The sequence below is a fragment of the Binatus sp. (SeqCode) genome, assembly GCF_050013435.1.
Classification (GTDB): Bacteria; Desulfobacterota; Binatia; order Binatales; family Binataceae; genus Binatus.
Window position 1 is genome coordinate 34,282 of sequence record NZ_JBEKFG010000013.1, and the last position, 23,146, is coordinate 57,427.

The 23,146-nt window shown below is 61.5% G+C and carries 24 protein-coding genes; 12 read left to right on the plus strand and 12 right to left on the minus strand.

Annotation, left to right across the window (positions count from 1 at the left end; translation table 11 throughout):
• The first annotated feature begins 48 nt into the window (after window positions 1-48).
• The 4 genes from ABSB13_RS04435 to ABSB13_RS04450 all read left to right on the plus strand — a co-directional run bounded on the left by ABSB13_RS04435 (window position 49) and on the right by ABSB13_RS04450 (window position 3,924).
• A complete protein-coding gene (locus ABSB13_RS04435; protein ID WP_428105806.1) occupies window positions 49-1,278 on the plus strand; it encodes a CaiB/BaiF CoA transferase family protein in 1,230 nt (409 codons plus the stop codon).
• Window positions 1,279-1,457: 179 nt separating this feature from the next.
• Complete coding sequence (locus tag ABSB13_RS04440; protein WP_428105807.1) at window positions 1,458-1,982, plus strand: hypothetical protein; 525 nt, start codon at window positions 1,458-1,460, stop codon at window positions 1,980-1,982.
• On the plus strand, window positions 1,982-2,533 hold the full coding sequence (locus tag ABSB13_RS04445; protein ID WP_428105808.1) for a hypothetical protein: 552 nt from the start codon (window positions 1,982-1,984) through the stop codon (window positions 2,531-2,533). Before ABSB13_RS04440 ends, ABSB13_RS04445 begins: the two co-directional genes overlap by 1 nt.
• Window positions 2,534-2,778: 245 nt before the next feature.
• Window positions 2,779-3,924 (plus strand): ABC transporter permease, encoded by a 1,146-nt coding sequence (locus ABSB13_RS04450; RefSeq protein ID WP_428105810.1) that lies wholly within the window; start codon window positions 2,779-2,781, stop codon window positions 3,922-3,924.
• A 476-nt stretch (window positions 3,925-4,400) separates the two neighbouring features.
• On the opposite strand, the gene ABSB13_RS04455 is transcribed toward ABSB13_RS04450, so the two are convergent.
• Window positions 4,401-5,690, minus strand: coding sequence for an anaerobic sulfatase maturase (locus ABSB13_RS04455; RefSeq protein WP_428105811.1), 1,290 nt, complete (start codon window positions 5,688-5,690; stop codon window positions 4,401-4,403).
• A gap of 251 nt (window positions 5,691-5,941) precedes the next feature.
• Here ABSB13_RS04455 and ABSB13_RS04460 point away from each other — a divergent pair, with 251 nt between their 5' ends.
• Complete coding sequence (locus ABSB13_RS04460) at window positions 5,942-6,481, plus strand: PH domain-containing protein (RefSeq protein ID WP_428105813.1); 540 nt, start codon at window positions 5,942-5,944, stop codon at window positions 6,479-6,481.
• A 15-nt stretch (window positions 6,482-6,496) separates the two neighbouring features.
• Here ABSB13_RS04460 and ABSB13_RS04465 read toward each other — a convergent pair whose 3' ends face one another.
• From ABSB13_RS04465 to ABSB13_RS04510, 10 genes are all read right to left on the minus strand, one after another.
• Window positions 6,497-6,916, minus strand: a complete 420-nt coding sequence (locus ABSB13_RS04465) for a MaoC family dehydratase (RefSeq protein ID WP_428105814.1) — start codon at window positions 6,914-6,916, stop codon at window positions 6,497-6,499.
• Between the two features lie 28 nt (window positions 6,917-6,944).
• On the minus strand, window positions 6,945-7,391 hold the full coding sequence (locus ABSB13_RS04470) for an FAS1-like dehydratase domain-containing protein (protein ID WP_428105816.1): 447 nt from the start codon (window positions 7,389-7,391) through the stop codon (window positions 6,945-6,947).
• A gap of 30 nt (window positions 7,392-7,421) precedes the next feature.
• Window positions 7,422-8,105, minus strand: coding sequence for a PHP-associated domain-containing protein (locus ABSB13_RS04475; protein WP_428105817.1), 684 nt, complete (start codon window positions 8,103-8,105; stop codon window positions 7,422-7,424).
• A 13-nt stretch (window positions 8,106-8,118) separates the two neighbouring features.
• The gene (locus ABSB13_RS04480; protein WP_428105818.1) at window positions 8,119-8,547 is read right to left on the minus strand and encodes a Zn-ribbon domain-containing OB-fold protein; all 429 of its coding nucleotides are present in this window, start codon (window positions 8,545-8,547) and stop codon (window positions 8,119-8,121) included.
• A 22-nt stretch (window positions 8,548-8,569) separates the two neighbouring features.
• Complete coding sequence (locus ABSB13_RS04485; protein WP_428105820.1) at window positions 8,570-9,733, minus strand: acetyl-CoA acetyltransferase; 1,164 nt, start codon at window positions 9,731-9,733, stop codon at window positions 8,570-8,572.
• Window positions 9,734-9,747: 14 nt separating this feature from the next.
• Entirely contained in the window at window positions 9,748-10,587 is an 840-nt protein-coding gene (locus ABSB13_RS04490; protein ID WP_428105822.1) for an alpha/beta fold hydrolase, read from the minus strand.
• A gap of 56 nt (window positions 10,588-10,643) precedes the next feature.
• A complete protein-coding gene (locus ABSB13_RS04495; RefSeq protein ID WP_428105823.1) occupies window positions 10,644-11,468 on the minus strand; it encodes a class I SAM-dependent methyltransferase in 825 nt (274 codons plus the stop codon).
• Window positions 11,469-11,569: 101 nt separating this feature from the next.
• Window positions 11,570-11,803 (minus strand): helix-turn-helix domain-containing protein, encoded by a 234-nt coding sequence (locus tag ABSB13_RS04500; RefSeq protein WP_428105825.1) that lies wholly within the window; start codon window positions 11,801-11,803, stop codon window positions 11,570-11,572.
• Window positions 11,804-12,147: 344 nt separating this feature from the next.
• Complete coding sequence (locus tag ABSB13_RS04505) at window positions 12,148-13,308, minus strand: PDZ domain-containing protein (RefSeq protein ID WP_428105827.1); 1,161 nt, start codon at window positions 13,306-13,308, stop codon at window positions 12,148-12,150.
• Window positions 13,309-13,464: 156 nt separating this feature from the next.
• Window positions 13,465-14,796 carry a citrate synthase gene (locus ABSB13_RS04510; RefSeq protein WP_428105829.1) on the minus strand — a complete coding sequence of 444 codons (1,332 nt, stop codon included), beginning with the start codon at window positions 14,794-14,796 and terminating at the stop codon, window positions 13,465-13,467.
• Window positions 14,797-15,011: 215 nt separating this feature from the next.
• Here ABSB13_RS04510 and ABSB13_RS04515 point away from each other — a divergent pair, with 215 nt between their 5' ends.
• The 7 genes from ABSB13_RS04515 (at window position 15,012) to ABSB13_RS04545 (ending at window position 21,593) form a co-directional block, all read left to right on the plus strand.
• Complete coding sequence (locus ABSB13_RS04515; protein WP_428105831.1) at window positions 15,012-15,647, plus strand: DedA family protein; 636 nt, start codon at window positions 15,012-15,014, stop codon at window positions 15,645-15,647.
• Between the two features lie 27 nt (window positions 15,648-15,674).
• Entirely contained in the window at window positions 15,675-15,920 is a 246-nt protein-coding gene (locus tag ABSB13_RS04520) for a putative signal transducing protein (RefSeq protein ID WP_428105833.1), read from the plus strand.
• Window positions 15,917-17,515, plus strand: a complete 1,599-nt coding sequence (locus tag ABSB13_RS04525) for an alpha-amylase family glycosyl hydrolase (protein WP_428105835.1) — start codon at window positions 15,917-15,919, stop codon at window positions 17,513-17,515. The genes ABSB13_RS04520 and ABSB13_RS04525 overlap by 4 nt, the downstream gene beginning before the upstream one ends.
• A gap of 34 nt (window positions 17,516-17,549) precedes the next feature.
• Window positions 17,550-17,966, plus strand: a complete 417-nt coding sequence (locus tag ABSB13_RS04530; RefSeq protein WP_428105837.1) for a type II toxin-antitoxin system RelE/ParE family toxin — start codon at window positions 17,550-17,552, stop codon at window positions 17,964-17,966.
• An 11-nt stretch (window positions 17,967-17,977) separates the two neighbouring features.
• Window positions 17,978-18,274 carry a HigA family addiction module antitoxin gene (locus ABSB13_RS04535; protein WP_428105841.1) on the plus strand — a complete coding sequence of 99 codons (297 nt, stop codon included), beginning with the start codon at window positions 17,978-17,980 and terminating at the stop codon, window positions 18,272-18,274.
• A gap of 37 nt (window positions 18,275-18,311) precedes the next feature.
• Entirely contained in the window at window positions 18,312-18,500 is a 189-nt protein-coding gene (locus tag ABSB13_RS04540; protein ID WP_428105838.1) for a DUF3459 domain-containing protein, read from the plus strand.
• A gap of 471 nt (window positions 18,501-18,971) precedes the next feature.
• Entirely contained in the window at window positions 18,972-21,593 is a 2,622-nt protein-coding gene (locus ABSB13_RS04545; protein ID WP_428105839.1) for a DUF3458 domain-containing protein, read from the plus strand.
• 99 nt (window positions 21,594-21,692) lie between these two features.
• Here the strand turns inward: ABSB13_RS04545 and glnA are convergent, their stop codons facing one another.
• On the minus strand, window positions 21,693-23,120 hold the full coding sequence (gene glnA, locus ABSB13_RS04550; RefSeq protein WP_428105842.1) for a type I glutamate--ammonia ligase: 1,428 nt from the start codon (window positions 23,118-23,120) through the stop codon (window positions 21,693-21,695).
• Between the last annotated feature and the right edge of the window lie 26 nt (window positions 23,121-23,146).

The window sequence follows — 23,146 nt, forward strand, 5'->3', positions numbered from 1 at the left end:
GCGGTTTCACTCTTCCACCGACTCCTGATACGAATTCGGTCTCATCCGATGAAGGAGACCTTTGCGATGGACCGTCCGCTCAAGGGCGTCAGAGTTGTCGAAGTTGCGATGTGGGTCGCCGGCCCGTCCACCACCACCGTGCTGGGCGACTGGGGCGCCGACGTTATCAAGCTCGAAGACCCGACCACCGGAGACCCGATTCGCGGCTTCGTAACGCGCACCATGGGTGATCCCAATGCGCGCATCCGTCCGCCGTTTGAACTCGACAATCGCAATAAGCGCTCGGTCGCCGTCGACTTGCGCCGCCCCGACGGCCACGCCTTCGCGCTCAAGCTGATCGAACGCGCCGACGTCTTCGTCACCAGCCTGCGCCTCGACGCCCTCGAGCGCATGAAACTCGACTACGCATCGCTGTCCGCGAAAAATCCGCGGCTCATCTACGGGTCGATCAACGGCTACGGGCATCGCGGACCCGATCGCAATCGCCCGGCCTATGACTACGCCGCCTCGTGGGCGCGCTCGGGCCTGATGGCGACGATCGCCGAGCCGGGACAGTCGCCGCCCGGGCAGCGGCCCGCGATGATCGATCACGCCGTCGGCCTGGGCCTGGCGGGCGCAATCTCAGCCGCCCTGCTCGCACGCGAGCGCAGCGGCCGCGGCCGCGAGGTCGACATCTCGCTGTTCTCGATGGGTCTGTGGATGAACGCGTCGGATCTTACCATCGGGCTCATGACCGGCCACTCGCCACAATCCGAGTCGCGGACCGAGCGCATAAATCCGATGTGGAGTTCCTATCGATGCGCCGACGCGCGATGGATTTACTTCGTGATGATCCAAAGCGATCGCTTTTGGCCGGATTTCTGCCTCGCGCTCGGCAAACCGGATTGGCGGGGCGATCCGCGCTTCAAGGATTCAGTCGCCCGCGCGCAAAACTGCGCCGCGCTCACCGGCGAAATAGATCGCGCGATTGCGCTGAGGACTTGCGACGATTGGGCGCCGATTTTCGATCGCCACAATCTCATCTGGGCGCCCGTTCGCACCGACGCCGAAGTGCTCGTCGATCCGCAGGCCGAAGCTATTGGCGCTTTCGCCGCCGTGGACCATCCGAATATTCCCGGATGCCGCGTCGTGAACAGCCCCGTCGAGTTTGGCGGCGCCGACCCAGTCCCCCATCGTGCGGCGCCCGAACTCGGCCAGCATACCGAGGAAGTCGCGCTCGAAATGGGCCTGACGTGGGACCAGATCGCCAGTCTCAAAGCCTCCGGCACCCTGGGTTAGATTTCAGCCCGTTCGATTCACCAAACCCGCTGCCGCGAAGCGTTTTGTACCATGAGGTGAAAATCAAACGACGGTATAAACTCGGATTTCCTGAAAAGATTTGACTCTGACGAACGCGCCTCCATATGATCTTTATCTGATCGTTATCACCTGTCAGCGGAGGTCGCCTGGTTGTGCGAATGATTGTTCCGCCTGTCGCTCATCGCCGCGAAATTGATCGCAACCTCGCCGAATTTTTCCGCGGCCATCGCGCCGCGCATTTCAACCGCGCCATCGCCTCGATGTGCCGATACTTCAAGCTGCGCCGCCCGCGGGTCGAATGGTTCGAGTATATCGATTGGGGCAAGACGGCAGGCCGCACCTACGAAGACGGCCGCATCCATCTCGTGCATCCCGAAAACTGGAAACGCGGACGCGTCTATTTCAGCGAGCGCCTGTGGATTCAAATGATCTACCACGAGATGGGTCATTTCCTGTTCTGGTCCGACGCCGAGCGCAAAGCCGACCTGTTCTCGCGCCGGATGGTGAGCGGGCTTAGAGTCCCCGTCCGCCGCGGCTCATCGCGCTCGCGCACCCGGGCGGGGATCTCAAGCACGCGTCGCGCCGCAAATCGGATCCGCAAGCGCCACCCGCGTATTTCGATCGCACGAAAATCGAGGCGCACTGCTCGCATCGACGCTCGCAAATCCCGCCGGGTTGCCTGATGCCGCAAAAGCCCAACGTCGAAAACCGCTGGTGGGTCGAAACCACCTTCAAGAAACCCAAGCAGGCCAAGTCCGAGACTGAGATGCCGCAGTTGCCGGTCGCGATGGCCTTTTACCAGGTCGCGCGCGACTACGATCAGGATCGCGCCAAGGAAGACCTGACCGACAACAACCTGCGCATCGCGCGCGCGGCCAATCCTCCGCAGGGCGACTGGGCCTACGTCGCGATGACCGAGCAGCATGCGCCGCCCAATGTCATCAAGCGCGTCAAGGACGAGTTTCGCATCCCGCGCGAGGCCCGCGGCATCGTGATCGATCACGGGCGCGTCGTGCGCCTGCTGATATGCGGCCCGCAGCTCGAGGACTGGATGCTCGACATCACGCTCGGCGAGGAGCCGTCGGTCGACGCGTACGTATGGTCGGTGATGTATCGCGAGCGAATCTTCCGCCGCGCCGAGGACGCGCTGCGCCAGGCGCGCAAATGGGCGATCAACCTGCTCCAGTTCCCTCCGCCGCGTGACGAGCCCTTCCGCGGCTCCCTGCTGGTCTAGCCGAGCTTCACACCCTTCACTCAATCCGCTCGCCCTTGCGTGTCATTCTGAGCGAAAGCTGCTGTGATTGAGCCGAAGCCCTGAGTACTCGAAGGGGAAGAATCCCGGATCCGGGTTCCTTCGCTTCGCTCAGGATGACACAAAAAAGTTCTTACAGGCCGTCAGCCCGCATCTTTGCTTTAACATTGGGTGCAGGGGTCACCCCTGTAACCCACGGTGGGTTTCACTACAATTAAGTTCGCGCCATGAAATACCTGCCGCTCGTGCTCATCAACCTGACCCGCAACAAGCGGCGCACGATTCTTACCGTGCTGTCGATCACCGTCTCGGTATTCATCTTCGCCTCCCTGATCAGCCTGCCCGCGCTGCTCGACCAGGTCCTGCGCGATCGCGCCAACTCGCTGCGTCTCATCTGCCACAGCAAGGCGGGCTTCTTCTACATGCTGCCCGAAGCGTATCGGCGGCAGATCGAAGCCGTGCCACACGTCGACGCGGTGGCGGGCTACAGCGTCTTCATGGGAACTTATCGCGATCCGAACGAGCAGATCGGCATCCTCGCCATGGACGACGATCATATCCGCGAAATCTTTCCCGATTGGGAAGTGAGCGCGCAAGCCGAACACGAATTCAAAGGGATGCGCACGGCGGGCCTGGTCTCGACCACCTTGATGAAGAATTACGGATGGAAAGTCGGCGACACGGTGATGCTGCGCGGGACGGTGTATCTGGTCGATCTGCAGCTGACAATTGTCGGCGTGCTGAACGGGGAAGCCGCGGGTCCTCGAATTATTTTCAAGCGCGACTACATGGAAGAACTGCTCCACCGGCCCGGCACCGTCAACCTGTTCTGGGTGAAAATAGACCGCTCGCAATCGGCGCCCTCGGTGATCGGCGCAATCGACGAGATGTTCGCCAATTCGGCGCACGAGACGGTCACCGAAACCGAAGTCGAGCTGATCAAGAACGAGATGGCCAGCAATATTTCCCTGCTGCTTAGCGGCGCAAAATTTCTCGCGGTGATCGTGATCTTCACGATCGGGCTGGTCGCCGTGAACACGGCCGCGATGGCGGTGCGGGAGCGTCGCCACGAGATGGCGGTGATGCGCGCGATTGGATTCACGCGCAACTCGATCATTGCGCGAATCCTCGTCGAGGGGCTGATCGTCGGCGTGACCAGCGGTGCGCTCGGATGCGGCCTGGCGATACTGGGATTCGAAGTGTTGCCGTATCTTTCCGGAGCGCTCGGTCCGCTGGCGATGGCGCTGACGCTGTCGCCGCGAGTCGTTGCCTACAGCTTCATGATCGCCGCCCTGATAGGAGCAGCCAGCGGGTTCATACCCGCGACCCTGGCAACCCGCGGCGACATTTCAACCGAACTCCGCGCCCTCTAGCAGGGCCTGAGCCCTGCACCCAGTATTAAGGCCGCGCTCCGTTGTCGCGCGCGGTCTCTTCCATTGCATAGTCGCGAAAAGATGCTTTGCACAGATTTTCGCGTCTTCTCACTGCGGGTGCACAGTCCGCGCCCACCCGTGTCATTCTAGAGCGGAGTCTGCGAAGCGAAGAATCCCGGATCCGGGTTCCTTCGCTTCGCTCAGGATGACTCAAAAAAAGTCCTAGCAGGCCGTCAGGCCGCATCTTTTCTTTTCACTGGGTGCAGGGGTCACCCCTGCCCATCGCGTAGTCGCGAAAAGATGCGCTGCGCAGATTTTCGCGTCTTCTCACTGCGGGTGCAGGGGCTGCAGCCCCTGCCGCTCACCGCGCAGGTGATTCTTCCTTCATGCCGCGCGCGACAACGGAGCGCGGCCTTAACATTGAGTGCAGGGGTCACCCCTGCAAACCCACGGTGGGTTCCGCATTCAATACGATCCTAATCAAGCTGCGATTTTCGAGGATCGAGGCAACACTTCTTGTACTTCAGGCCGCTGCCACAGGGGCAAGGATCGTTGCGCCCTGCTCGAGCGGCGGCTTCGCCATCTTCGGAGCGCAGACTATCCATGAGCCGTTCCACCGGCACGCCCGACCGCATCAGCGACGCGATCCTTTGCAGGGGTGGTCGGCTATGGATGAAAAACTTTTTCAGACCCGGGCAAAGATAGTTAAGCCCCGATTCGCCGTCGGGTGTGCGGGCAAATCGGTCCTTTGGACATCCGCCATTGCACGAGCTCAGGACCTCGCACTCCCGGCAGTATCGGGGGATTCCGTCGCGCTTGATACGTCCGAAGTCGCGCTGCGCCGGGTCCTCCAGTATTTCCGCGAGCGGGGTTTCGAGGATGTTCCCGACGCGATGCTCTTGGTCGACAAAATGATCGCAGGAGTAGAAATCTCCGTTATGCTCGACGACGACGACATTGCCGCAGGTCTCCTTGAACAGGCACAAAGCATGCTCCACGCCGAGCAACGGTCTTAGCGCCTCGTCGAAGTTCTGGATAGCGATACGGCCGATATCATTGCGGACCCACTCGTCGAAAATCGTGCACAGGAACTCTCCGTAGGCCTCCACCGGCACCGTTTCCGCGCTTACCCCGCTACCGCCTTGCCGCACGACCAGCGGAAGGAATTGCAGGCACTCGACGCCCAGCTCCTTGAAAAAGCGGTAAACCGCAGTCGGCTGCCGGACGTTCTCACGATGGACGACGCACAGCACGTCGGATGGAACCCGGTAGCGCTTCAACAGCCGCCACGACTGCATCACCTGCTTATGGGTTGGGCGTCCGCCCTTGGTCACCCGATAGCAGTCATGGAGCGCCCTGGGTCCGTCGATACTGATGCCGACCTGGAAGTGTTCCGCGGCGAGGAAGCGGCACCAATCGTCGTCGATCAGCGTGCCGTTGGTCTGGATGCCGTTGAGGATCTGGCGTCCGGCGGGCCGATGCTTGCGCTGGAGCTCGACGATTCGCCGAAAATAATCCAGCCCCAATATGGTGGGCTCGCCGCCGTGCCACTGGAAGAGAATCAGCTCTTTAGGGGACGCCTCGATATGCTCGGCGATATAGCGTTCGAGCAGATCGTCGGTCATCCGCAGCGCTTCGCCGCTGGGATACAGGGCCGACTTGTCGAGGTAATAGCAGTAGCTGCAGTCGAGGTTGCAGACCGCACCCGCCGGCTTTGCCATCACCTGGAATTCCCGTGAAGCTGTCACCCGCGAAGCTGTCAGCATTGCTCGATACGCTCCCCGCCCGGCGTGAATTATCGCAAGGGAAGCATCTGACTTGGCATATCGCGCGGCAATCGGCGAAGCAATGGCGCCCCAATTAGAGGTTTCACGCCCGCGCGACCCGCCCCGCGCGATTTGCCTCCCACACACCAGTTATTTCGCGAACCGTGCCGTCGATGATATCTATCCGCCAACTGTGATTCTTCGAGGTAGCTGACTTTCGCCGTGCGAGGAAACCTTAGAGGGAGGGGAACATGTTTTGCACTAAATGTGGGACGGCTGTAACTGGTGCAAGGAACTTCTGCGGCCACTGCGGCAATCCAATATCAGCCGCCGGTGCAGCTACCGCAAAGCCGGTCACGCCGCAAGCGCCGGCCGCGCCGGTCGCCCATCTTATCGATCAACTACCGAGCCGCTTGGAGAAGGTGCTGTCGGAACTGCTTGAACCGAATGAAAGAATTCAGATCAAATTGAAGGGGGCCTTTAAGGAAGCACTTGTTTGTACGGACAAACGTGTCCTCATTCTGAAGGCCGGCTTTATGACTGGTCAGACGTTCGGCTCGAATGTTTTTCAGAGCCCCTATCGCACCATAACTGGCGTTCAGGTAAAGAAACACTTGATTACGGGCTACTTCGAACTCTCGGCGGGAGGAGTACAGAATCGACCGACCAGTTATTGGCAAAGCGGCCAGGGTGCCCCCGAGCGTCGCGAAAACTGCGTATCTTTGAATTCAAGTGCTGCCTTTCCTAAGTTTCGAGAGGCGAGCACTTTCATTCTATCAAGATGCGGATGAGGCCAATCCTACCGGCTACTTGCGGAACTCGACCGTCGCCGTCCCCGTCACCAGCCGCTCCGACTCCTCGTTCTCCATCCAGACGTCGATCTCGGCCGTGCGATTCTCGGCATTCTTGTTCGTGATAAAACCGTGAATCGTCACCGTGTGATCGGGTTGCACCGGCACCCGATAGGTCGTGCTCATCCGCGTCAGCCACGCGTTGCTCGTGCCGATCCAATCCGTCACCAGCTTCGAGAGCAATCCGAGGCTCATGTTGCCCGGAATGATCATCCCGGGCAGCCCCTCTTTCCTGGCGGCTTCATCGTCGGTGAAGCGTCCCGCGCCGTCGCCCATGCCCATCGTTTTGGCGTAGGCGCGGCACTGATCCTTGCTCACGAACAGCTCGAGCGGGCCGAGCGTGTCTCCGATTTTAATCTCTTCGAAACTGTTCACCTGGTTCGACTTCCCGATACCGCCGCGTTCAGGGGCGGTTCATGAAGCGATGGTCGATATGGGCCAGCACTTCACCTTTCTGGTTCTTCAGCGTCGAGCGGATTACGACGAACACCATCATGCCCGTCCGTCCCGTTTTCTCGTAAATTTCCTTCACGTGCGAGCTGAGCGTTACATTGTCGCCGGGCCTGATCGGCGCGACGAACTCGACATCCTTGCCGGCGTCGAAGCCGCGCATTCCGAAGCGCGGCACGTTCTCGAAGAAATGCCGCCCGTTGCGGAACGTCACCGCGAACGACGGCGGCGCGACGATCCCGCCGTTCGGGCCTTTTTTCGCCGCCTCCTCGTCCGTGTATATCGGATTGGTCTCGCCCAGCGCCGCGCAGTAGCGCTGTATCTTCTCCGCCTTGACCTCGACCGGCTCGGTGATTTCGAAGACCTTGTTGATCAGCGCCGGATCGTAATTCACTGCCATCGTGGTTTTCTCGCTATCGCTGATGCGGCGCTACCGGGTTTCCATCGCGACCGCATGCGGCACGGTTTTGCGCCGCGGCCGGAAATCCACCGGCTCGTAGTTGCCGGTCTTCAATTCCCGCACCAGGTCGTCGATCGTCTTGATGTACGCGCTGAATTTCGTCGCGCACAGCCCGATCAGGCTCACCAGATGGCTGTCGGAACCGCCGGTCGCGGCAAACCCGTGCTTCGCGATCAATTCCGCGCTGCGCTCGTCCTCGCCCTTGCGCGAGCCGCCGTTGAGCGCTTCGACCGCGACCACGTTCTGCAGCGGCGGCCTCGACTGATAATGCTCGTAGAGCCCGATATTGGGGCGGCCGGGATGGCACGGCACGACAATTCCGCCCATCCGCGCCACTTCGTCGATCAAAGTCTGCGCGTCGAGCCGCACGTCGGTAAAATCGAAGCGCGCGATCATGTCGTCGTTCACCCCGAACACCAGCATGTGTCCGTAGGTGGTCTCGACTTCCGACGCGCGCAACACCAGCGTTCCGAATTTGTCCTCGAGATTGCGGTAGTCGGCGTCGCGATTGAACTGGCGATGCTCGGTCAGAACGATTCCATCGATCGGCCGCTCGGCCTGGCGCAGCTTGATCCAGTTGAGGTACGCCTCTACCGGTGCGCGGCTGTCTTCCGATGCTTCGCTATGCGAATGGAGATCAAGGATTGTACTCACCAGGATTGAGCCCTCACCTCGCCGGGCGAAATTTCGCGAGCGTCACTGCGGGCGTGACGTCCTCGTATACGACCTCGACGGGCATCCCTATTTTAGCCTGTTCCGGCTGGCAGTCGACAAGGTTGGTGAGCATTTTCACGCCCTCCTCCAACTCGACGTAGGCCATGATGTACGGCAACGACTCGCGAAACCCGGGCGCCTGGTTCTGATACGTGGTGGTGAAGGTATAGACCTTGCCGCGCCCGCTGCATTTTATCCATTGCACCTGCGACGACATGCAATTCGTGCATAGCGCGCGCGGATAGTAGCGCAGCTCGCCGCACTCGGCGCATTTCTGGATGTAAAGTTCGTGCCGTTGCAGCGCCTCCCACCACGGACGGTTCTCTTCGTCGATATGCGGGAGTGGCTTCGAGTATTTCTTCGCTTGCGTCTGTTCCGCCATGATTTTTCGTCCGCCCCCAAGCTTACTGGTTGCCGAGGATAAGCGTCGCGCCCGAATGCCGCGTGCCCAGCGCGCCGCCGGTGCCGTGCACGAGCGCGATTTTGCAATCCTTGACCTGCCGCGGACCGCATTCGCCGCGCAGTTGTTTGGCCGCCTCGATCACCAAAAAGATTCCGCGCATCCCCGGATGATTCGAAGACAACCCTCCGCCGTCGGTGTTGATCGGAAATTCACCGTCGAAGCGCAGCCGTCCGCCCGACACGAACGCGCCGCCTTCGCCGCGCTTGCAAAAGCCGAGATTCTCCAGCGTGGCCAGCACGGTGATCGTGAACGAGTCGTAGATCATCGCCATGTCGATGTCCTTGTGCGCGACGCCGGCGCGCTCGAACGCCAGCCGCCCCGATTGCGCCGCCGCGATTTCCAGAAAATCGCGCTGCCCGCGCGCCGCGTGGCGCACCGTCTCGCCCACGCCCAGGATGTAAACCGGCTTTTTCTTCAAATCGCGCGCGCGCTCGGCCGAGGTGATCACCAACGCGCCGCCGCCGTCGCTGATGATGCAGCAATCCAGCAGATGCAGCGGCGACGAGATGATTCGCGACGCGAGCACGTCTTGCACCGTGATCGGGTCGCGGTACTTGGCGGCCGGATTCATGGACGCATGCAGGCGCGTCGTGACCGCTATTTCGGCGAGCTGCTCGGCGGTCGTCCCGTAGTCATGCATATGGCGCTGCGCGATCATCGCGTACGCCCCGACGGTAGTCGGCCCGAACGGAATCTCGTACTGGTCGCAGGGATCGCCTGCGCCGCCGCGTTCTCCGCCGGTGCCAATGGCAAACCGCGACGAGGCCGCCGTCGAGCCATAGACCACCACGCATACGTCGCACAGCCCGGCGTGGATAGCGGCCGCGGCGTGCGCGGTGTGCGCCACGAACGACGACCCGCCGATCGAAGTCGAGTCGACAAAGTTCGGCGTCAGGTTCAGGTAATCGCAAAAACCGACGATGCCCATCCCGCTCATCCCGATTCCGGTCGTGCACAGCCCGTTCACGTCCTTGATCGTCAACCCGGCGTCGTCCAGCGCGCCACGCACGCTCTCCGCCATTATCTGAAACAGACTTTTGTCCGGCGCGAAGCGGGTGGGATGCTCGAACACGCCGGCGACTGCGGTTTTGCGGGTTAAACTCATCTCTAATTCCTACTTCAGCTCGCCAGTGAAGAAACGAACTGTTCGATCGCGGCGTTGTACTCGGCGGGACGCTCGCGCGGTATATAGTGGCCGGCGTCCGCGATAATCTTGCAACTCGCACCGCGAATCTTGCCCGCGATAAACTCCGCGTCGGCCGGGGTGGTGCCCTTGTCGTCAGCCCCGGCAATCGCCAGCGCCGGCTTGTCGATCTTTGCGATCGCGTCGCGCAAATCGACCTGCGAGCAGGCGAGGATGTCGGTGTAGCGCACCCGCGGATCGGTCTTGATTTGTTCCATCCAGCCTTCGCGGACGACGTCGAAGTTTTCCTTCACCGTGCGGGGCGAATAGCCGTCAGTGTTGAAGGCCTGCGGCGCCCGGCCCATCATGATTGCGCGCAATGCCTCGATTCGATCGGCCGCGATGTTGAACTTCGGCGCCGTGCAACTGAGGATCAACGCCTCGACGCGCGTGGCGTGCCGGATCGCCAGGTCCATCGCAATCGCGCCGCCCATCGAATGCCCCAGTATCACCGCCGATTTGATCTTCAACATCTCAAGAAAAGCCGCGACGAAGTCGGCGTAGTCGCCGACCGTGCGCAGCCCCTCGACGCCCGCCGAGCGGCCATGGCCGGGCAGATCGAGCGCGATCGGACTGTGCTTGGCGCCAAACGCGTCGATCTGGCGATGCCAGGTGTGGCCGTTCGAGCCGGCGCCGTGAACGAATAAAATCCTGCGGCCGCGTGAAAAGTCCGGCACCACGTCGGGCAGCGTCGTCGCGCCGCTGTAGTGGTAGTAGGTCGCGTATCCTTTTACATCGGTGTATTTGGTCGGCATCGGCGCGAGACTCTCCGCCATTTGCTTTTGAAGGTTAGCTATTAGGTTGACCGCGCGCTTGTCAAACGCCGCCAAGCTCAGCCATCGCGCCTGCCGAGGATCAGCGGTTCGCGCAGCGTCAAGCGGGGCGACGGGCCGGCCTTGGCAAGCTCCGCGATTTCCGCCAGCATCGCGCCGGCCTGTTCGCGCTCGCCCTCGGGTATCAACGGCATCCATCTGACGTTGATCAGCTCTTCGATATCCGCCCACCCGACCGTAAACGGCGCGGCGCGTTCCTCGACGCGCAGACCGGACCTGGCGAACGCCTGCTGGTAGCGATCATTGGGACTCGCATCGGCGGCGCGGCGCGGCACATGCTGGAAGATCACCTCGCGATATTCGCGCCATCGGTCAGGACCGACGATCGCGCTCAGCATCTGGCGAAAACCTTCGTCCCGCCGCCCGGTCGCGACCAGCAATCCGCCGGGCGGCAAGCATCGCGCGAACTCCGCCACGACGCCATCGAGATCGACATCGGCGACGAACTGCAGGACGTGGCTGGCGAAAATGAAATCGAACGACGCCGGCTTGAACGGCAGTCGTGACACGTCCGCGCAAAGCAGCCGGCATTCCAGGCCGACTCGCCGGCGTGCGGCCAGCAGCATTTCGATCGACAAGTCGGCGCCGGTCACCCCACGAACGCGATTTCCGGGCGCCGCCGCAAACTTCGCGAGATAGGCGCCATTGCCGCATCCGACATCGAGCACGTCGCGCGCATCCGCGAGTTCCCCGGCGATCGCCTCGAGGACGGCGCGGCGCCGATTCCCGTAGTACTCGCCGTCGCCATAAGTGGCGGCTAAGCGGCCGAAGTACTCGGCAATATTTGAAGGTGAGCGATGCCCGGAGGTTTCGCTGGAGTCCACGTCGCGCCGTCCTTTTTTCCTTTTGTCAATCCGAGCGAAGCATGATCACTCGACTTCGCTGAGGATGACAGAAAAGCAGGCGCGCGGAGAATAGTTTGCCGCTACTTTCGTCCCTTGCGGCCTTTGGGTTTGCGGATGGGCACGGGTTCTCCGCCGATTGGTTCGGCTTGCTCTTTCTCCCAAATTTCGATCGCCGCGCGGCTGAATCGCCATGCACTACCGACCCGGAAACCGGGTATTCGCCCTTCGCGCAGCAAGCGATAAATCGTAGTTGGATGGACGCGAAGATGCGCCGACAACTCCGAGATGGTCAGAATATCTTCCGAGGATGCCATCGTAACGCTGAGCCTCCCCCTGTGGGAAACTTGTCAGTTCCCCTTTAAGCGAGCCGTATCGCTCAATGCCCTACAAAAACCCACAATACAGCCTCTAACCGTGCTACGAAGAAGTCAATAGTGACCATTCGCGCCTGTCAAACACTGAGAATCTTGAAAAATGTGGGTCACATCGCGCTATTGCTAGCGAAAGACGGGCAGAAGAACTCAGCGCCGCGCGTCAAAATCCTGCGGATTGGCGGTCGGTTCCGGGAGGCGGGACGCTTCATCGACGCGTAGCGCCCAAGAAAAAGGGGCGGTTCGATAACCGCCCCTAAAGCACCGGCTATAGCAGCGCCGCTCGCTTACCGGCTCGCCACCGTCGTCGCCTCGCCCAGGCGCGCCACCAAATACTCGGGCCGGCCGTCATGCCATGCGCGCAATTGCACGCGCTGGCCGGGGGAATACTGCGCGAGGAGATCGTTTAATGTTTTTGCGTCGGGAATCGTTTTCCCGTCAAACTCGCTGATCACATCGTCCGGCTTGATCCCGGCCTTATCCGCCGGCGACCCGATGAACACGGCCTGCACCTTCGCTCCCCAGACTTCGGGCGCCGACGCCGTCGTCACGCCGAAGTATGCGGGACCATCCGCAGGTCGAAGGTCGGGATGCAGAAAATGAACCCGATTCACGCCGTTCACGCGGTGCACGATTTGCGTGATTTTGTGCACTTCATTGAGACTATAAACTTCGCCCGCCAGGTACACATCGCCCATCTTCGACACGGATACGCCGACATCGTGGAAGGCGCGCAACTTAAGCGTGTGCTTGATTCGGGCCTCGAGTTGGTCGGATTTGAGCCTGGATCCAGCCGCGACCAGTTTGACGCCGGTGTCCGGGATTATGGCGGGCGTCGCTCTCAGGTCGTCCGCGCTCATCGGCGAGGATGCCTTCAGCGCCGGTATCGCGATCGTCTGCGCTACCAATCGTGGTTGGTTATTGCCGATTGGCACGCGAGTAATCAGGAACGCCGCCAACCCCGTCAGCGCGGCGCCCATCGCGGTGAGCGCGAATTTGCTAACCAGGAAATGGCGGGCCGGGATTGCCACCGCGGCCGCTTCGCCAACTTCCGAGCCGTCTTCGACTTCGGCATTGTCTGGCGCGCTCGCGGGAAAATCTTCCAGGTAGGCTTTCTCAGCGGCGTCGAGTTGCTCGAGCTGCTTGAGCGTACGCGCATCGCCATCGATCACCGCGACGATCTCCGCGCCCACCGGTATCTCCGCGTCCGCTGCGTTGCGCCGCGCGGAAGCACTCGCGCCGTCATCTGGCGACTTGAGGTCGCGTTCCGCAGTCGCATCGCCCTCACGCTTGACCGTGGCCGAAAAGGCATCGAAGCGGACGTTGGTGGCCGGAGCGGTCGCTTGCTTTGTGTTTACGCCAGCTTGATCCCTCTTGCGCGCAAACTCCCTGAGCGCTTCTTCGAGCGTCAAGAGGGTGCGAGGTGCCTTGCCGCCGTTCTTACCCATCGCAGGCCTGCCATCCTTATGGATTAGGCACCCCTATGAGCCTCATAGGGGTGCCTTTACCAGCCATAGCAGGGAATTACGGCCAAGGCCAATCATCGATCCAGCGATTGCCTACAACGGCAGCCGGGCGACGTTTTTGAAATCATCCGACTGAGGTTAGATTGCCTCGCTAACCGCATCCTCGTGCACAGTCGGCTTGGGCCGCGACTGTATCCCGGTGTAGTGCCGCGTCGCTTCGCCGATATAAACCTGGCGCGGGCGCGCGATCTTCTGTTCGGTATCGCGCACCATCTCGGCCCACTGCGCCATCCATCCGGACATGCGCGGGATCGCGAACAACACCGGGAACATCGTCATCGGGAAGCCCATCGCCTGGTAGATTATCCCCGAATAGAAATCGACGTTGGGATATAACTTGTGCGAGATGAAATAGTCGTCCTGGAGCGCGATTCGTTCGAGCTCTACCGCTATGTCGATCAGCGGATTGCGGCCGGTCACCTCGAACACCTGCGCCGCAAAGTGCTTGAGGATTTTCGCGCGCGGATCGTAGTTTTTGTACACTCGATGGCCAAAACCCATCAGCCGGCGCTCGCCCTCCTTGACCTTCTTGATCAGCGCGGGAATGGCCGACACCGAACCGATTTCCATGAGCATCCGGATAGCAGCTTCGTTCGCGCCGCCGTGCAGGGGGCCGTAAAGCGCTCCGATAGCAGCGGCCGCGCACGCGTAGGGATCGGGCTGCGAGCTTCCGACCGCGCGCATCGCATTGGTGGAGCAGTTCTGCTCGTGATCCGCGTGCAGGATGAACAGCACGTCGAGCGCGCGCTCGAGCACCGGGTCCGGCTTGTACTTGAGCTCGGTCATTTTGAACAGCATCGCAAGCAGATTGCCGGTGTAGCTGAGCTCGTTGTCGGGATAGACGTAAGGAAGTCCCCGGGTATGGCGAAACGCGAACGCCGCCAGGGTCGGCATCTTGCCGATGAGGCGGCGGGTCTGCAGCCGGCGCGATTCGAGGTCGTGAATATTGCTGGCGTCGGGATAAAAGGTCGAGAGCGCGCCGACGGTACTGAGCAACATTCCCATCGGATGCGAGTCGTAGCGGAAGCCCTCCATGAACATCTTGATATTCTCGTGCACCATCGTGTGAATCGTGATGTTGTGCTTCCAGCGCTCGTAATGCTCCTGGTCCGGCAGCTCACCCTTGACGATCAGGTACGCGGTCTCGAGGTAGTTGCTTTTCTCGGCGAGTTCTTCGATCGGATAACCGCGATAGCGCAGTATTCCCTTGTCGCCGTCGATGAAGGTAACCCGGCTGCGGCACGACGCAGTGTTGCCGAACGACGGATCGTAGGTCATCAAGCCGAAGTCTTCGGCGCCGGTCTTGATTTGACGCAAATCCATCGCGCGAATCACTCCGCCCTCCTCGATGGGTATCTCGTACTTCTTGGCGGTTCGATTGTCGGTAATTGTCAACGAGTTGTTTGCCATTGGTGCGACCTCACGTAGTTTATAACGTTCTCATTCGCGGCATTTTGGTTCAAGGTATGAAAATATCTATTAGATATATAAATATATACAAGCATGCAGCATTAGTTGTCCAGCGCTCCGAGATGGCTCTTTTTGACTGCCCGGCGCCTCGCAACCGCTGCCGCGCCGTGCCACTGTGTGCGCTTGCGCTTTCGCAATAAGCGCGCTTGGGAAAAATGCTCGATAAAATAATTTCCGATCTCTCCATCTTCATCATCGCGACGATCTCCGCGCTCGGGTACGGCGGGGTTGTCCTGATGATGGCGATCGAAAGCGCATGCATCCCGCTGCCCTCCGAAATCATCATGCCGTTCTCGGGGTACCTGGTCGCCACGGGCCGGTTCGGTCTGAACATGGTCGCGATAGCGGGCGCCATCGGATGCCTGCTCGGCTCGTACGTGGCGTATTTCGTCGGCTCGTGGGGCGGGCGCCCGTTCATCGAGCGCTACGGCCGTTACGTCCTCATCGCTCAGCATGAACTCGAATCCGCCGACCGCTTTTTCGCGCGATGGGGTTCGCACACCGTCTTCTGGAGCCGGATGATCCCGGTGGTGCGCACCTTTATCGCATTTCCGGCGGGCGTGTCGCGGATGAAGCTCGTGCCGTTCACCATCTACACGCTGCTTGGGTCATACATATGGTGTCTCGCGCTGGCCTACGGCGGGATGAAGCTCGGGCAGCACTGGAAGGATCTCGCGCCGTATTTTCATCGCTTCGACGCATTGATCGCGATACTGTTGGTAGTCGGCGGCGCGGCCCTCATCTATAATCGGGTGAAGGGAATGACGTCCGCATCGCCTTCCGCCAATTGAGCGCGTCGCGACCCGGAAAGGAACCAAATGCCCGGAACAGAACTACCCGATCCATCGGAACTCGAGGAAGTATTCGCCAGCATCGATCCGACACCGGTTCGGATGGCTCATGACTACCTGAACGAAGCCGGCATCGAGTCGTTCGTGTTCGACGCCGGATCGTCGCGGCTGCTCGGTATGACCTCAGCGGTCCCGACCCGCCTGATGGTTCATCGCGACGCCGCCAAAGACGCGCGCGACCGGCTCAACGAGCTGGGCTTCACGGACAAGTGATCGGACAAAACCCGAATCCTGGCTGGTGGCAGCGCGCCGTCTTCTATCAGATCTATCCGCGCTCGTTTGCCGATTCGAACGGAGACGGCATCGGCGATCTCGACGGCGTCACCGCGCATCTCGACTATCTCAATGACGGCACGCCGAACTCGCTCGGCATCGACGCCATCTGGCTGAACCCCATCAATCCGTCGCCGCTGGACGATTGGGGCTACGACATCAGCGACTACTGCGGCGTCCACCCGGAGCTCGGTGATCTCGCCGCCTTCGATCGCCTGGTCGCACAGGCGCATCGGCGCGGGATCCGCGTGATCGTTGACCTGGTGCCCAACCATACCTCGAATCAGCATCCATGGTTCGTCGAGTCGCGCGGGTCGCGGGTCAATCCCAAACGCGACTGGTACATCTGGATTCCCGGGACGCCGGATCGCCCGCCCAGCAACTGGCAGAGCTACTTCGGCGGCGATGCGTGGAAGTACGACCCCGCCACCGCATCATGGTACCTGCACATGTTCCTCGAGCAGCAGCCGGACCTGAATTTTCGCAATCCGGAAGTGGTCGAGGCAATCCACGGCGTCGTCCGCTTCTGGCTGGATCGCGGCGCTGACGGTTTTCGCATCGACGTAATCCAGGGGCTCATCAAGGACGACCAGCTCCGCGACAACCCGGTGCGCGTCAAGCACGACCCCGACATCCCATGGTACGCGGAGGGCACGCAGGATCCGCTGTACAGTTCGGACCGGCCCGAGGTTCACGAAATCATTCGCGGGCTGCGGCGCGTCACCGACAGTTACGAAGATCGGATGATGGTCGGCGAGACGTGGCCGCGCGAGCAGGAACGGCTGGCGGACTATCTGCGGCCCGACGAACTTCAGCTCGGGTTCAACTTCCGCTTTCTGCTCGCGCGCTACGACGCGCGCCGCTTCCGCGCCGCGATCGAGCTGACTGAAAAATCCTTCGGACCCGGCGCATGGCCCACCTGGACGCTCTCGAACCACGATTTCCCGCGTCATATCTCGCGCTACTCGTACGGTGGCGACGGTGATGCGCGCGCTCGCGTCGCCGCGGTGATGATGATTGCATTGCGCGGCACGCCCTTCATTTACTACGGCGAAGAAATCGGGATGCGCGACGCGGAAATCCCCGCCGATCGCAAACTCGATCCGGTCGGACGCGACGGCTGCCGCTCGCCGATGCAATGGTCGGGCGCGCGCAACGGCGGATTCTCCGCGAGCGCGAGGACCTGGCTGCCGTGCGGAGACTTCGAGGCGATCAACGTCGCGCGCCAGATGAACGATCCGCACTCGATGCTCTCGCTCTATCGCCGGCTGATCCAGATCCGCAAATCAACGCCGGCGCTGACCGAGGGCGGCTATCACGCCTTCGATGGCGCGCCCGAAGATTGTCTGGTGTTCCATCGCGAGACGCGCGCGCAGCATATTGTCGTCGCGCTGAATTTCAGCGCCGAGCCACGCGAGATCGATTTGCCCGCCGGGATAATCCTGCTGAGCACGATCGCCGCTCGCCGGGCCGGGTCCACGACCTCCGCCCTGCGGCTGGCCCCGAACGAAGCCGTCATCGTGGAAATCGGCTGAACGTTGCCGTTTGCGCGCCGCGCCACCTGCGTCAATGCCGCTTTGCGCTTATCTACGCGGACCCGGCTGGCATTATGAGCAGTCGATCAGTAACAGCCGGGATATCGAGAACCAGTACCCGGCGACTGCCGTTGACGAGTGTAGCCCGTTAGGCTACACTTATCACACGAAGATACGGAACATCATTCACAAGGGCGTCAAACGCCTTTACACGGAAGGCAGCCCCAACGGCGTGTCGGCCGCAACCGTGAACAAGCTCCGTATGATGCTGGCCTTCCTGCAGGACATGGAAAGCGAAGACGAACTGCGAACGATCCCGGTGTGGAAAGCCCACCGGCTGACCGGCGGCCGCAGGGGCGTCTGGAGCCTGCACGTCACGCCGAACTGGCGGCTGACGTTGCGCATCGAAGAAAACGAAATCTGCGACTTGAACCTTGAGGACTACCATTGAAGGAGGAAACCATGCGCATGCTGAACCCGCCGCACCCCGGCGAATTTATCCGCTGTGAAGTTATCGAGCCGCTCGGCCTTTCCGTGACCGCTGCCGCCGAAGCGCTCGGCGTTTCGCGCCCGACGCTGTCGACCCTGCTCAACGGCAAGTCGGACCTGTCCGGCGACATGGCCCTGCGGATCGAAAAGGCCTTCGGCCCGAAAATGGAAACGCTGATGCGGATGCAGTCGTCCTACGACATCGCCCGCACGCGCAAGCGCCAAAGCAAAATCCACGTCCGCCGTCACGCCGCCGCGGCGACTGCCTGAAGCGCAAAAAATCCCCGGACCGGACGCACCCAGGGGAGTGCCTGAGGCAATCAGTCCGCCGCATAGTTGGCTGGTCGTCGCGCTGAATTTCAGCGCCGAGCCACGCGAGATCGATTTGCCCGCCGGGATGATCCTGCTGAGCACGATCGCGGCTGGCCGGGCCGGGTCCACGAAATCTACCCTGCGGCTGGCCCCGAACGAAGCCGTCATCGTGGAAATCGGCTGAACGTTGCCGTTTGCGCGCCGCCAGTTCGGTTCACAGGATCGCGCCGAATCAGCGCGCGCAAAAGAAGGGTACTGGTTCAGCTTTTCAACCTGAGGACTGCGACGGGTGCGATAAAGGCCGCGATTCTGATTGATCAAAAAGGGCGGAAAAGAGGAATTTATACCATCGGTAGTAGTTTTGGGACGGCTTGGCTCTACCGGTAGTTTTGTTCCGTCAAAAATTATTTCTGCCGCGAGCAGGCGTCGTCCGATTTCGGGCGAGCCGGGCGAGTACAGGGCATCCTGGCGGTTGACCATAGCGTACGCATAGCACGCCAAATCCGGCGGGGTCAGGCTGAATTAGTTCATCCCCAAAATCCGGCCTGAAACCCGGCTTCAGGAGTCACAGGGATTTGGTCCATTTCATCGAAACTGAACCAGCGCTGAACGTTGGCGTTTGCGCGCCGCCAGTTCGGTTCATAACATCAGCGGCATGCACAAGCCGCGATTTCTCGATCAATTGGCGATGGAACTTGGCGATCGCGACGCCTTCAGCGTCGGCTTCGCACGTGGACGACGCGCGTTTCAGCCGCAGCACGTCGAGCCAAAATGGGCGCGCGATCGCGACGCCAACATCAAGCATATCAAGCTCGAAGTCCGGCTGGACTTCGACGCGAAAAAGATCACCGGCACCGCGACCCATCGGCTCTCCGCGATCGCCGGCCCGCTCGAGCGCCTGGAATTCGACGCCACCGAGCTGGAGATTCGCGCCGTCCGCGCCAGCGCCTTCCGCGCTGGTGGCGAACCCGCCAGCTTCGAGAGCTGCGACGGCAAGCTGCGGATCGCGCTGCCGCGCGCTATCGGAACCGGCGAAGAGATCGAGATCGCGATCGACTACGCGGGTCAGCCGCGCCGCGGACTCTATTTTGTCGGCCCCGACCCGGAGTATCCGAACAAGCCCCGGCAAGCCTGGACGCAGGGCGAAGACGAGGACTCGCGCTACTGGTTCCCGTGCTACGACTACCCCAACAATCGAACCACCAGCGAAATCGTCGCCACCGTACCCGAACAATTCACCGCGATTTCCAACGGCGCGCTGGTCGGCACATCCTCGGACGCCACGGCGAAGACCCGCACCTTCCACTGGCGTCATGACGTGCCGCACTCCGCATATCTGATCACGCTGGCGGCCGGCGAGTTCGCGATGATCGAAGAGCGGGCGGGTAGCGTCCCCGTCACCTACTACGTTGCACCCGGCCGCGAGGACGACGCGCGCCGCGCGTTTGGCAACACGCCGAAGATGATCCAGTTTTTCGAGCGCGTGATCGGCGTTCCCTATCCTTACGCCAAGTATGCGCAGGTCGCGGTCAGCGATTTTATTTTCGGCGGGATGGAAAACACGTCGGCGACCACGCAAACCGACAGCACGCTTCACGACGCGCGCGCGCATCTGGACTTCAAGAGCGATCCGCTGGTCGCGCACGAGCTCGCTCATCAATGGTGGGGCGACCTGCTGACCTGCCGCGATTGGGCGCACGCGTGGCTCAACGAGGGCTTCGCGACTTATTTCGAGGCGCTCTGGTGCGAAGAGAATCTCGGCGCCGACGAGTTCGCGTGGAATGTCCGGCAGGATCGCGAGGGCTATCTCGACGAGGACGCCAACCACTACCGCCGGCCGATCGTGTGCAACCGGTATCGCACGCCGATCGAATTGTTCGATCGCCATCTCTACGAAAAAGGCAGCCTGGTCCTGCACATGATCCGCCGGGTCAGCGGCGACGATCTGTTCTTCAAGTCGCTCAACCTCTATTGCACCCGGCATCGCGGCGCCAACGTCATCACGCAGGATCTGCAGCGCGCGTTCGAGGACACCACCGGCCGCAACCTCGACTTTTTCTTCGACCAGTGGGTGTACAAGGAAGGGCATCCCGAAATCGAAGTCTCGAGTTCCTTCGACGACAAGAAAAAACTGCTCAGCGTCACGGTCAAGCAGACGCACAAGACGGGCGACACGATCGCTTCCGCGTTCAGCTTTCCCGTCACGATTGCGCTGATGGACGCGCAGGGCCGTGAAACGCGCCACCGCGTGGAAATAAAGGACCGCGAGCAGGTCTTCAATTTTGTCATGGACAAGGCGCCCAAGGCGGTGCGCTTCGATCCCGAACACGACATCCTCAAGACCCTCAAGCACAAGCGCGGACGCGAGGCGCTCGAAACCGAACTGCGCCACGCTCCCGAAGCGATTGGCCGTGGCGCAGCCGCTCGCGAGCTCGGCGTCGAGGGCAGCCCGCAAGCCAGCGCGGCAATCCGCGACGCGATGCTCACCGATAAGTTCTGGGGCGTGCAGGCCGATGCAGCCGCCGCGCTCGGTACAATTCGCACCGCCGCCGCCCTCGACGCGCTGCTCGAAGGACTCAAGCTGCCGCATCCCAAAGCGCGGCGCGCGGTCGTGCGCGCGCTCGGCAATTTTCGCGGCGACGCGCGCGCGGCGTCCGCGCTTGCCGGCATCGTCGCCACCGGCGACGCAAGCTACTTCGTCGAGGCCGAGGCGGTCCTCGCGCTTGGCAAGACGCGCGATGAACGCGCCTTCGCCCATCTGTCCGAGGCTCTTGGGCGCGACTCGTATCTCGAAGTGATACGAACGCACGCGATAGCCGGAATGGCCGAGCTACGCGACGAACGCGCGATCGATATCGCCCGCGAGTTCTCGGCCTACGGCCGGCCGCCGCGGGCCCGCGTAGCCGCGGTGGGCGCGCTGGCGCGATTTGCGGCGCTCAAAGACAACCGGCGCGCCGAAATTCTCGATTTCATGACTCCGCTCGCCGACGATCGCGAGTTCATGGTGCGGATGCGCATCCCGTCGGCTTTCGCCGAGATCGGCGATCCGCGTGCGCTACCCGCGCTGCGGCGCCTGGCCGATCGCGATCTCGACGGCCGCGTGCAGCGCCATGCCAGCGACGCGATCGCATCGATCGGCGAGGGCCGCAGCCGCGTCGAGGAAGGCCAAAGATTGCGCGAAGACCTCGACAAGCTTCGCGACGACAATAAGAAGCTGCAGGAGCGGCTCGAAAAAGTCGAAGCGCTCGCACGCGACAAGCCAGTCGATCAAGGCTAAGTCGAAATAGCCGCTTCCATACCAATCCAATCCAGCGCGCAAAAAAGCGGCGGGCCGGAACGGCCCGCCGCCTTCAATCTTACGATTGACGGTCCGCGCTTACGCGTCGTAGTAGAGCGCGAATTCGTACGGATGCGGCCGCAGACGAATCGCGCTGACTTCGTTCGCCATCTTGTAATCGATCCAGGTCTCGATCAGGTCCTCCGTAAAGACGTCGCCCTTGAGCAGGAACTCGTGATCCTTCTTCAGGTTGCCCAGTGATTCCTCGAGCGACGCGGGCATGCTCGGCACCTCGGCCAGCTCGGCCGGGGTAAGTGCGTAGATGTCCTTGTCGAGCGGCTGTCCCGGATCGAGGCGGCGCTGAATTCCGTCGATCCCCGCCATCAGCATCGCGGAGAATGCGATGTACGGATTGCAGGTCGGGTCGGGGAAGCGTACTTCGATTCGCTTGGCCTTCGGCGACGGCGAGTACATCGGGATTCGCACCGAGGCCGAGCGGTTGCGCGACGAATACGCCAGGTTGATCGGCGCCTCGAAGCCCGGCACCAGCCGGCGATACGAGTTCGTGCCCGGATTGGTGAAGGCCGCGATCGTCGGCGCGTGATGCAGGATGCCGGCGATGTAGTGCATCGCGAGTTCCGACATCCCCGCGTAGCCGTTGCCCGCGAACAGCGGCGTGTCGCCCTTCCAGATGCTCTGATGGGTGTGCATGCCGGTGCCGTTGTCGCCGAAGATCGGCTTGGGCATGAAGGTGGCAGTCATCCCATGGCGCACCGCGACGTTCTTGACGATGTATTTGAACCAGGTCAGCCAGTCGGCCATTTTGGTCAGCGTCTGAAAGCGCATGTCGATTTCAGCCTGGCCGGCCGTGGCGACTTCGTGATGCTGTTTCTCGACGCGGATACCTACCCGCTCCATCTCCAGCACCATCTCGGTGCGAATGTCCTGCAGGGTGTCCACCGGCGGTACCGGGAAGTAGCCGGCTTTGTTCTTGACCTTGAAGCCCAGGTTCGCGCCTTCCTTGACCGCGCCCTCGCGCCCGCTGTTCCAGTTACCTTCGTTCGAGTCGATGTAGTAGTAGCTCGAATTCTGCGTCGTGTCGTAGCGCAGCGAGTCGAAGATGAAAAACTCCGGCTCGGGTCCGAAGAACGCCGCGTCGCCGATGCCGGTGGTCTTTAGATAGGCTTCGGCCTTGCGCGAGATGTTACGCGGGTCGCGCGTGTAGTCGGCGCGGGTGATCGGATCGGAGATGTTGGCGATGATGCTCAACGTGGGATCCTTGGTGAAAGGATCCATCACTGCCGTATCCGGATCGGGAATCACCAGCATGTCGCTGTTGTCGATCGCCTGCCAGCCGCGAATCGACGACCCGTCGAAGCCCAGCCCTTCGTCGAACGGCGCTTCATCCTTGAACTCGGAGATCGGAGCAGTGAAATGCTGCCACGTGCCGAGCAGATCGATGAATTTCACATCGACCATCACCACGCCCTTATCCTTGATCATTTGCAGAACTTGTTTAGGCGTCATCGAACCCGTAACCCTCCTGGCCGCTT

What these genes read in the sequence shown, in the direction of transcription:
- ABSB13_RS04435 (WP_428105806.1), top strand. Translation starts at nt 49, where the DNA reads ATGAAGGAGACCTTTGCGATGGACCGTCCGCTCAAGGGCGTCAGAGTT.
- ABSB13_RS04480 (WP_428105818.1), bottom strand. Translation starts at nt 8,547, where the DNA reads ATGGCGGAACAGACGCAAGCGAAGAAATACTCGAAGCCACTCCCGCAT.
- ABSB13_RS04510 (WP_428105829.1), bottom strand. Translation starts at nt 14,796, where the DNA reads ATGGCAAACAACTCGTTGACAATTACCGACAATCGAACCGCCAAGAAG.
- ABSB13_RS04545 (WP_428105839.1), top strand. Translation starts at nt 18,972, where the DNA reads ATGCACAAGCCGCGATTTCTCGATCAATTGGCGATGGAACTTGGCGAT.
- ABSB13_RS04530 (WP_428105837.1), top strand. Translation starts at nt 17,550, where the DNA reads ATGCCGCTTTGCGCTTATCTACGCGGACCCGGCTGGCATTATGAGCAG.
- ABSB13_RS04490 (WP_428105822.1), bottom strand. Translation starts at nt 10,587, where the DNA reads ATGGCGGAGAGTCTCGCGCCGATGCCGACCAAATACACCGATGTAAAA.
- ABSB13_RS04440 (WP_428105807.1), top strand. Translation starts at nt 1,458, where the DNA reads ATGATTGTTCCGCCTGTCGCTCATCGCCGCGAAATTGATCGCAACCTC.
- ABSB13_RS04445 (WP_428105808.1), top strand. Translation starts at nt 1,982, where the DNA reads ATGCCGCAAAAGCCCAACGTCGAAAACCGCTGGTGGGTCGAAACCACC.
- ABSB13_RS04520 (WP_428105833.1), top strand. Translation starts at nt 15,675, where the DNA reads ATGCCCGGAACAGAACTACCCGATCCATCGGAACTCGAGGAAGTATTC.
- glnA (WP_428105842.1), bottom strand. Translation starts at nt 23,120, where the DNA reads ATGACGCCTAAACAAGTTCTGCAAATGATCAAGGATAAGGGCGTGGTG.
- ABSB13_RS04470 (WP_428105816.1), bottom strand. Translation starts at nt 7,391, where the DNA reads ATGGCAGTGAATTACGATCCGGCGCTGATCAACAAGGTCTTCGAAATC.
- ABSB13_RS04500 (WP_428105825.1), bottom strand. Translation starts at nt 11,803, where the DNA reads ATGGCATCCTCGGAAGATATTCTGACCATCTCGGAGTTGTCGGCGCAT.
- ABSB13_RS04515 (WP_428105831.1), top strand. Translation starts at nt 15,012, where the DNA reads ATGCTCGATAAAATAATTTCCGATCTCTCCATCTTCATCATCGCGACG.
- ABSB13_RS04460 (WP_428105813.1), top strand. Translation starts at nt 5,942, where the DNA reads ATGTTTTGCACTAAATGTGGGACGGCTGTAACTGGTGCAAGGAACTTC.
- ABSB13_RS04535 (WP_428105841.1), top strand. Translation starts at nt 17,978, where the DNA reads ATGCGCATGCTGAACCCGCCGCACCCCGGCGAATTTATCCGCTGTGAA.
- ABSB13_RS04455 (WP_428105811.1), bottom strand. Translation starts at nt 5,690, where the DNA reads ATGCTGACAGCTTCGCGGGTGACAGCTTCACGGGAATTCCAGGTGATG.
- ABSB13_RS04450 (WP_428105810.1), top strand. Translation starts at nt 2,779, where the DNA reads ATGAAATACCTGCCGCTCGTGCTCATCAACCTGACCCGCAACAAGCGG.
- ABSB13_RS04485 (WP_428105820.1), bottom strand. Translation starts at nt 9,733, where the DNA reads ATGAGTTTAACCCGCAAAACCGCAGTCGCCGGCGTGTTCGAGCATCCC.
- ABSB13_RS04505 (WP_428105827.1), bottom strand. Translation starts at nt 13,308, where the DNA reads ATGGGTAAGAACGGCGGCAAGGCACCTCGCACCCTCTTGACGCTCGAA.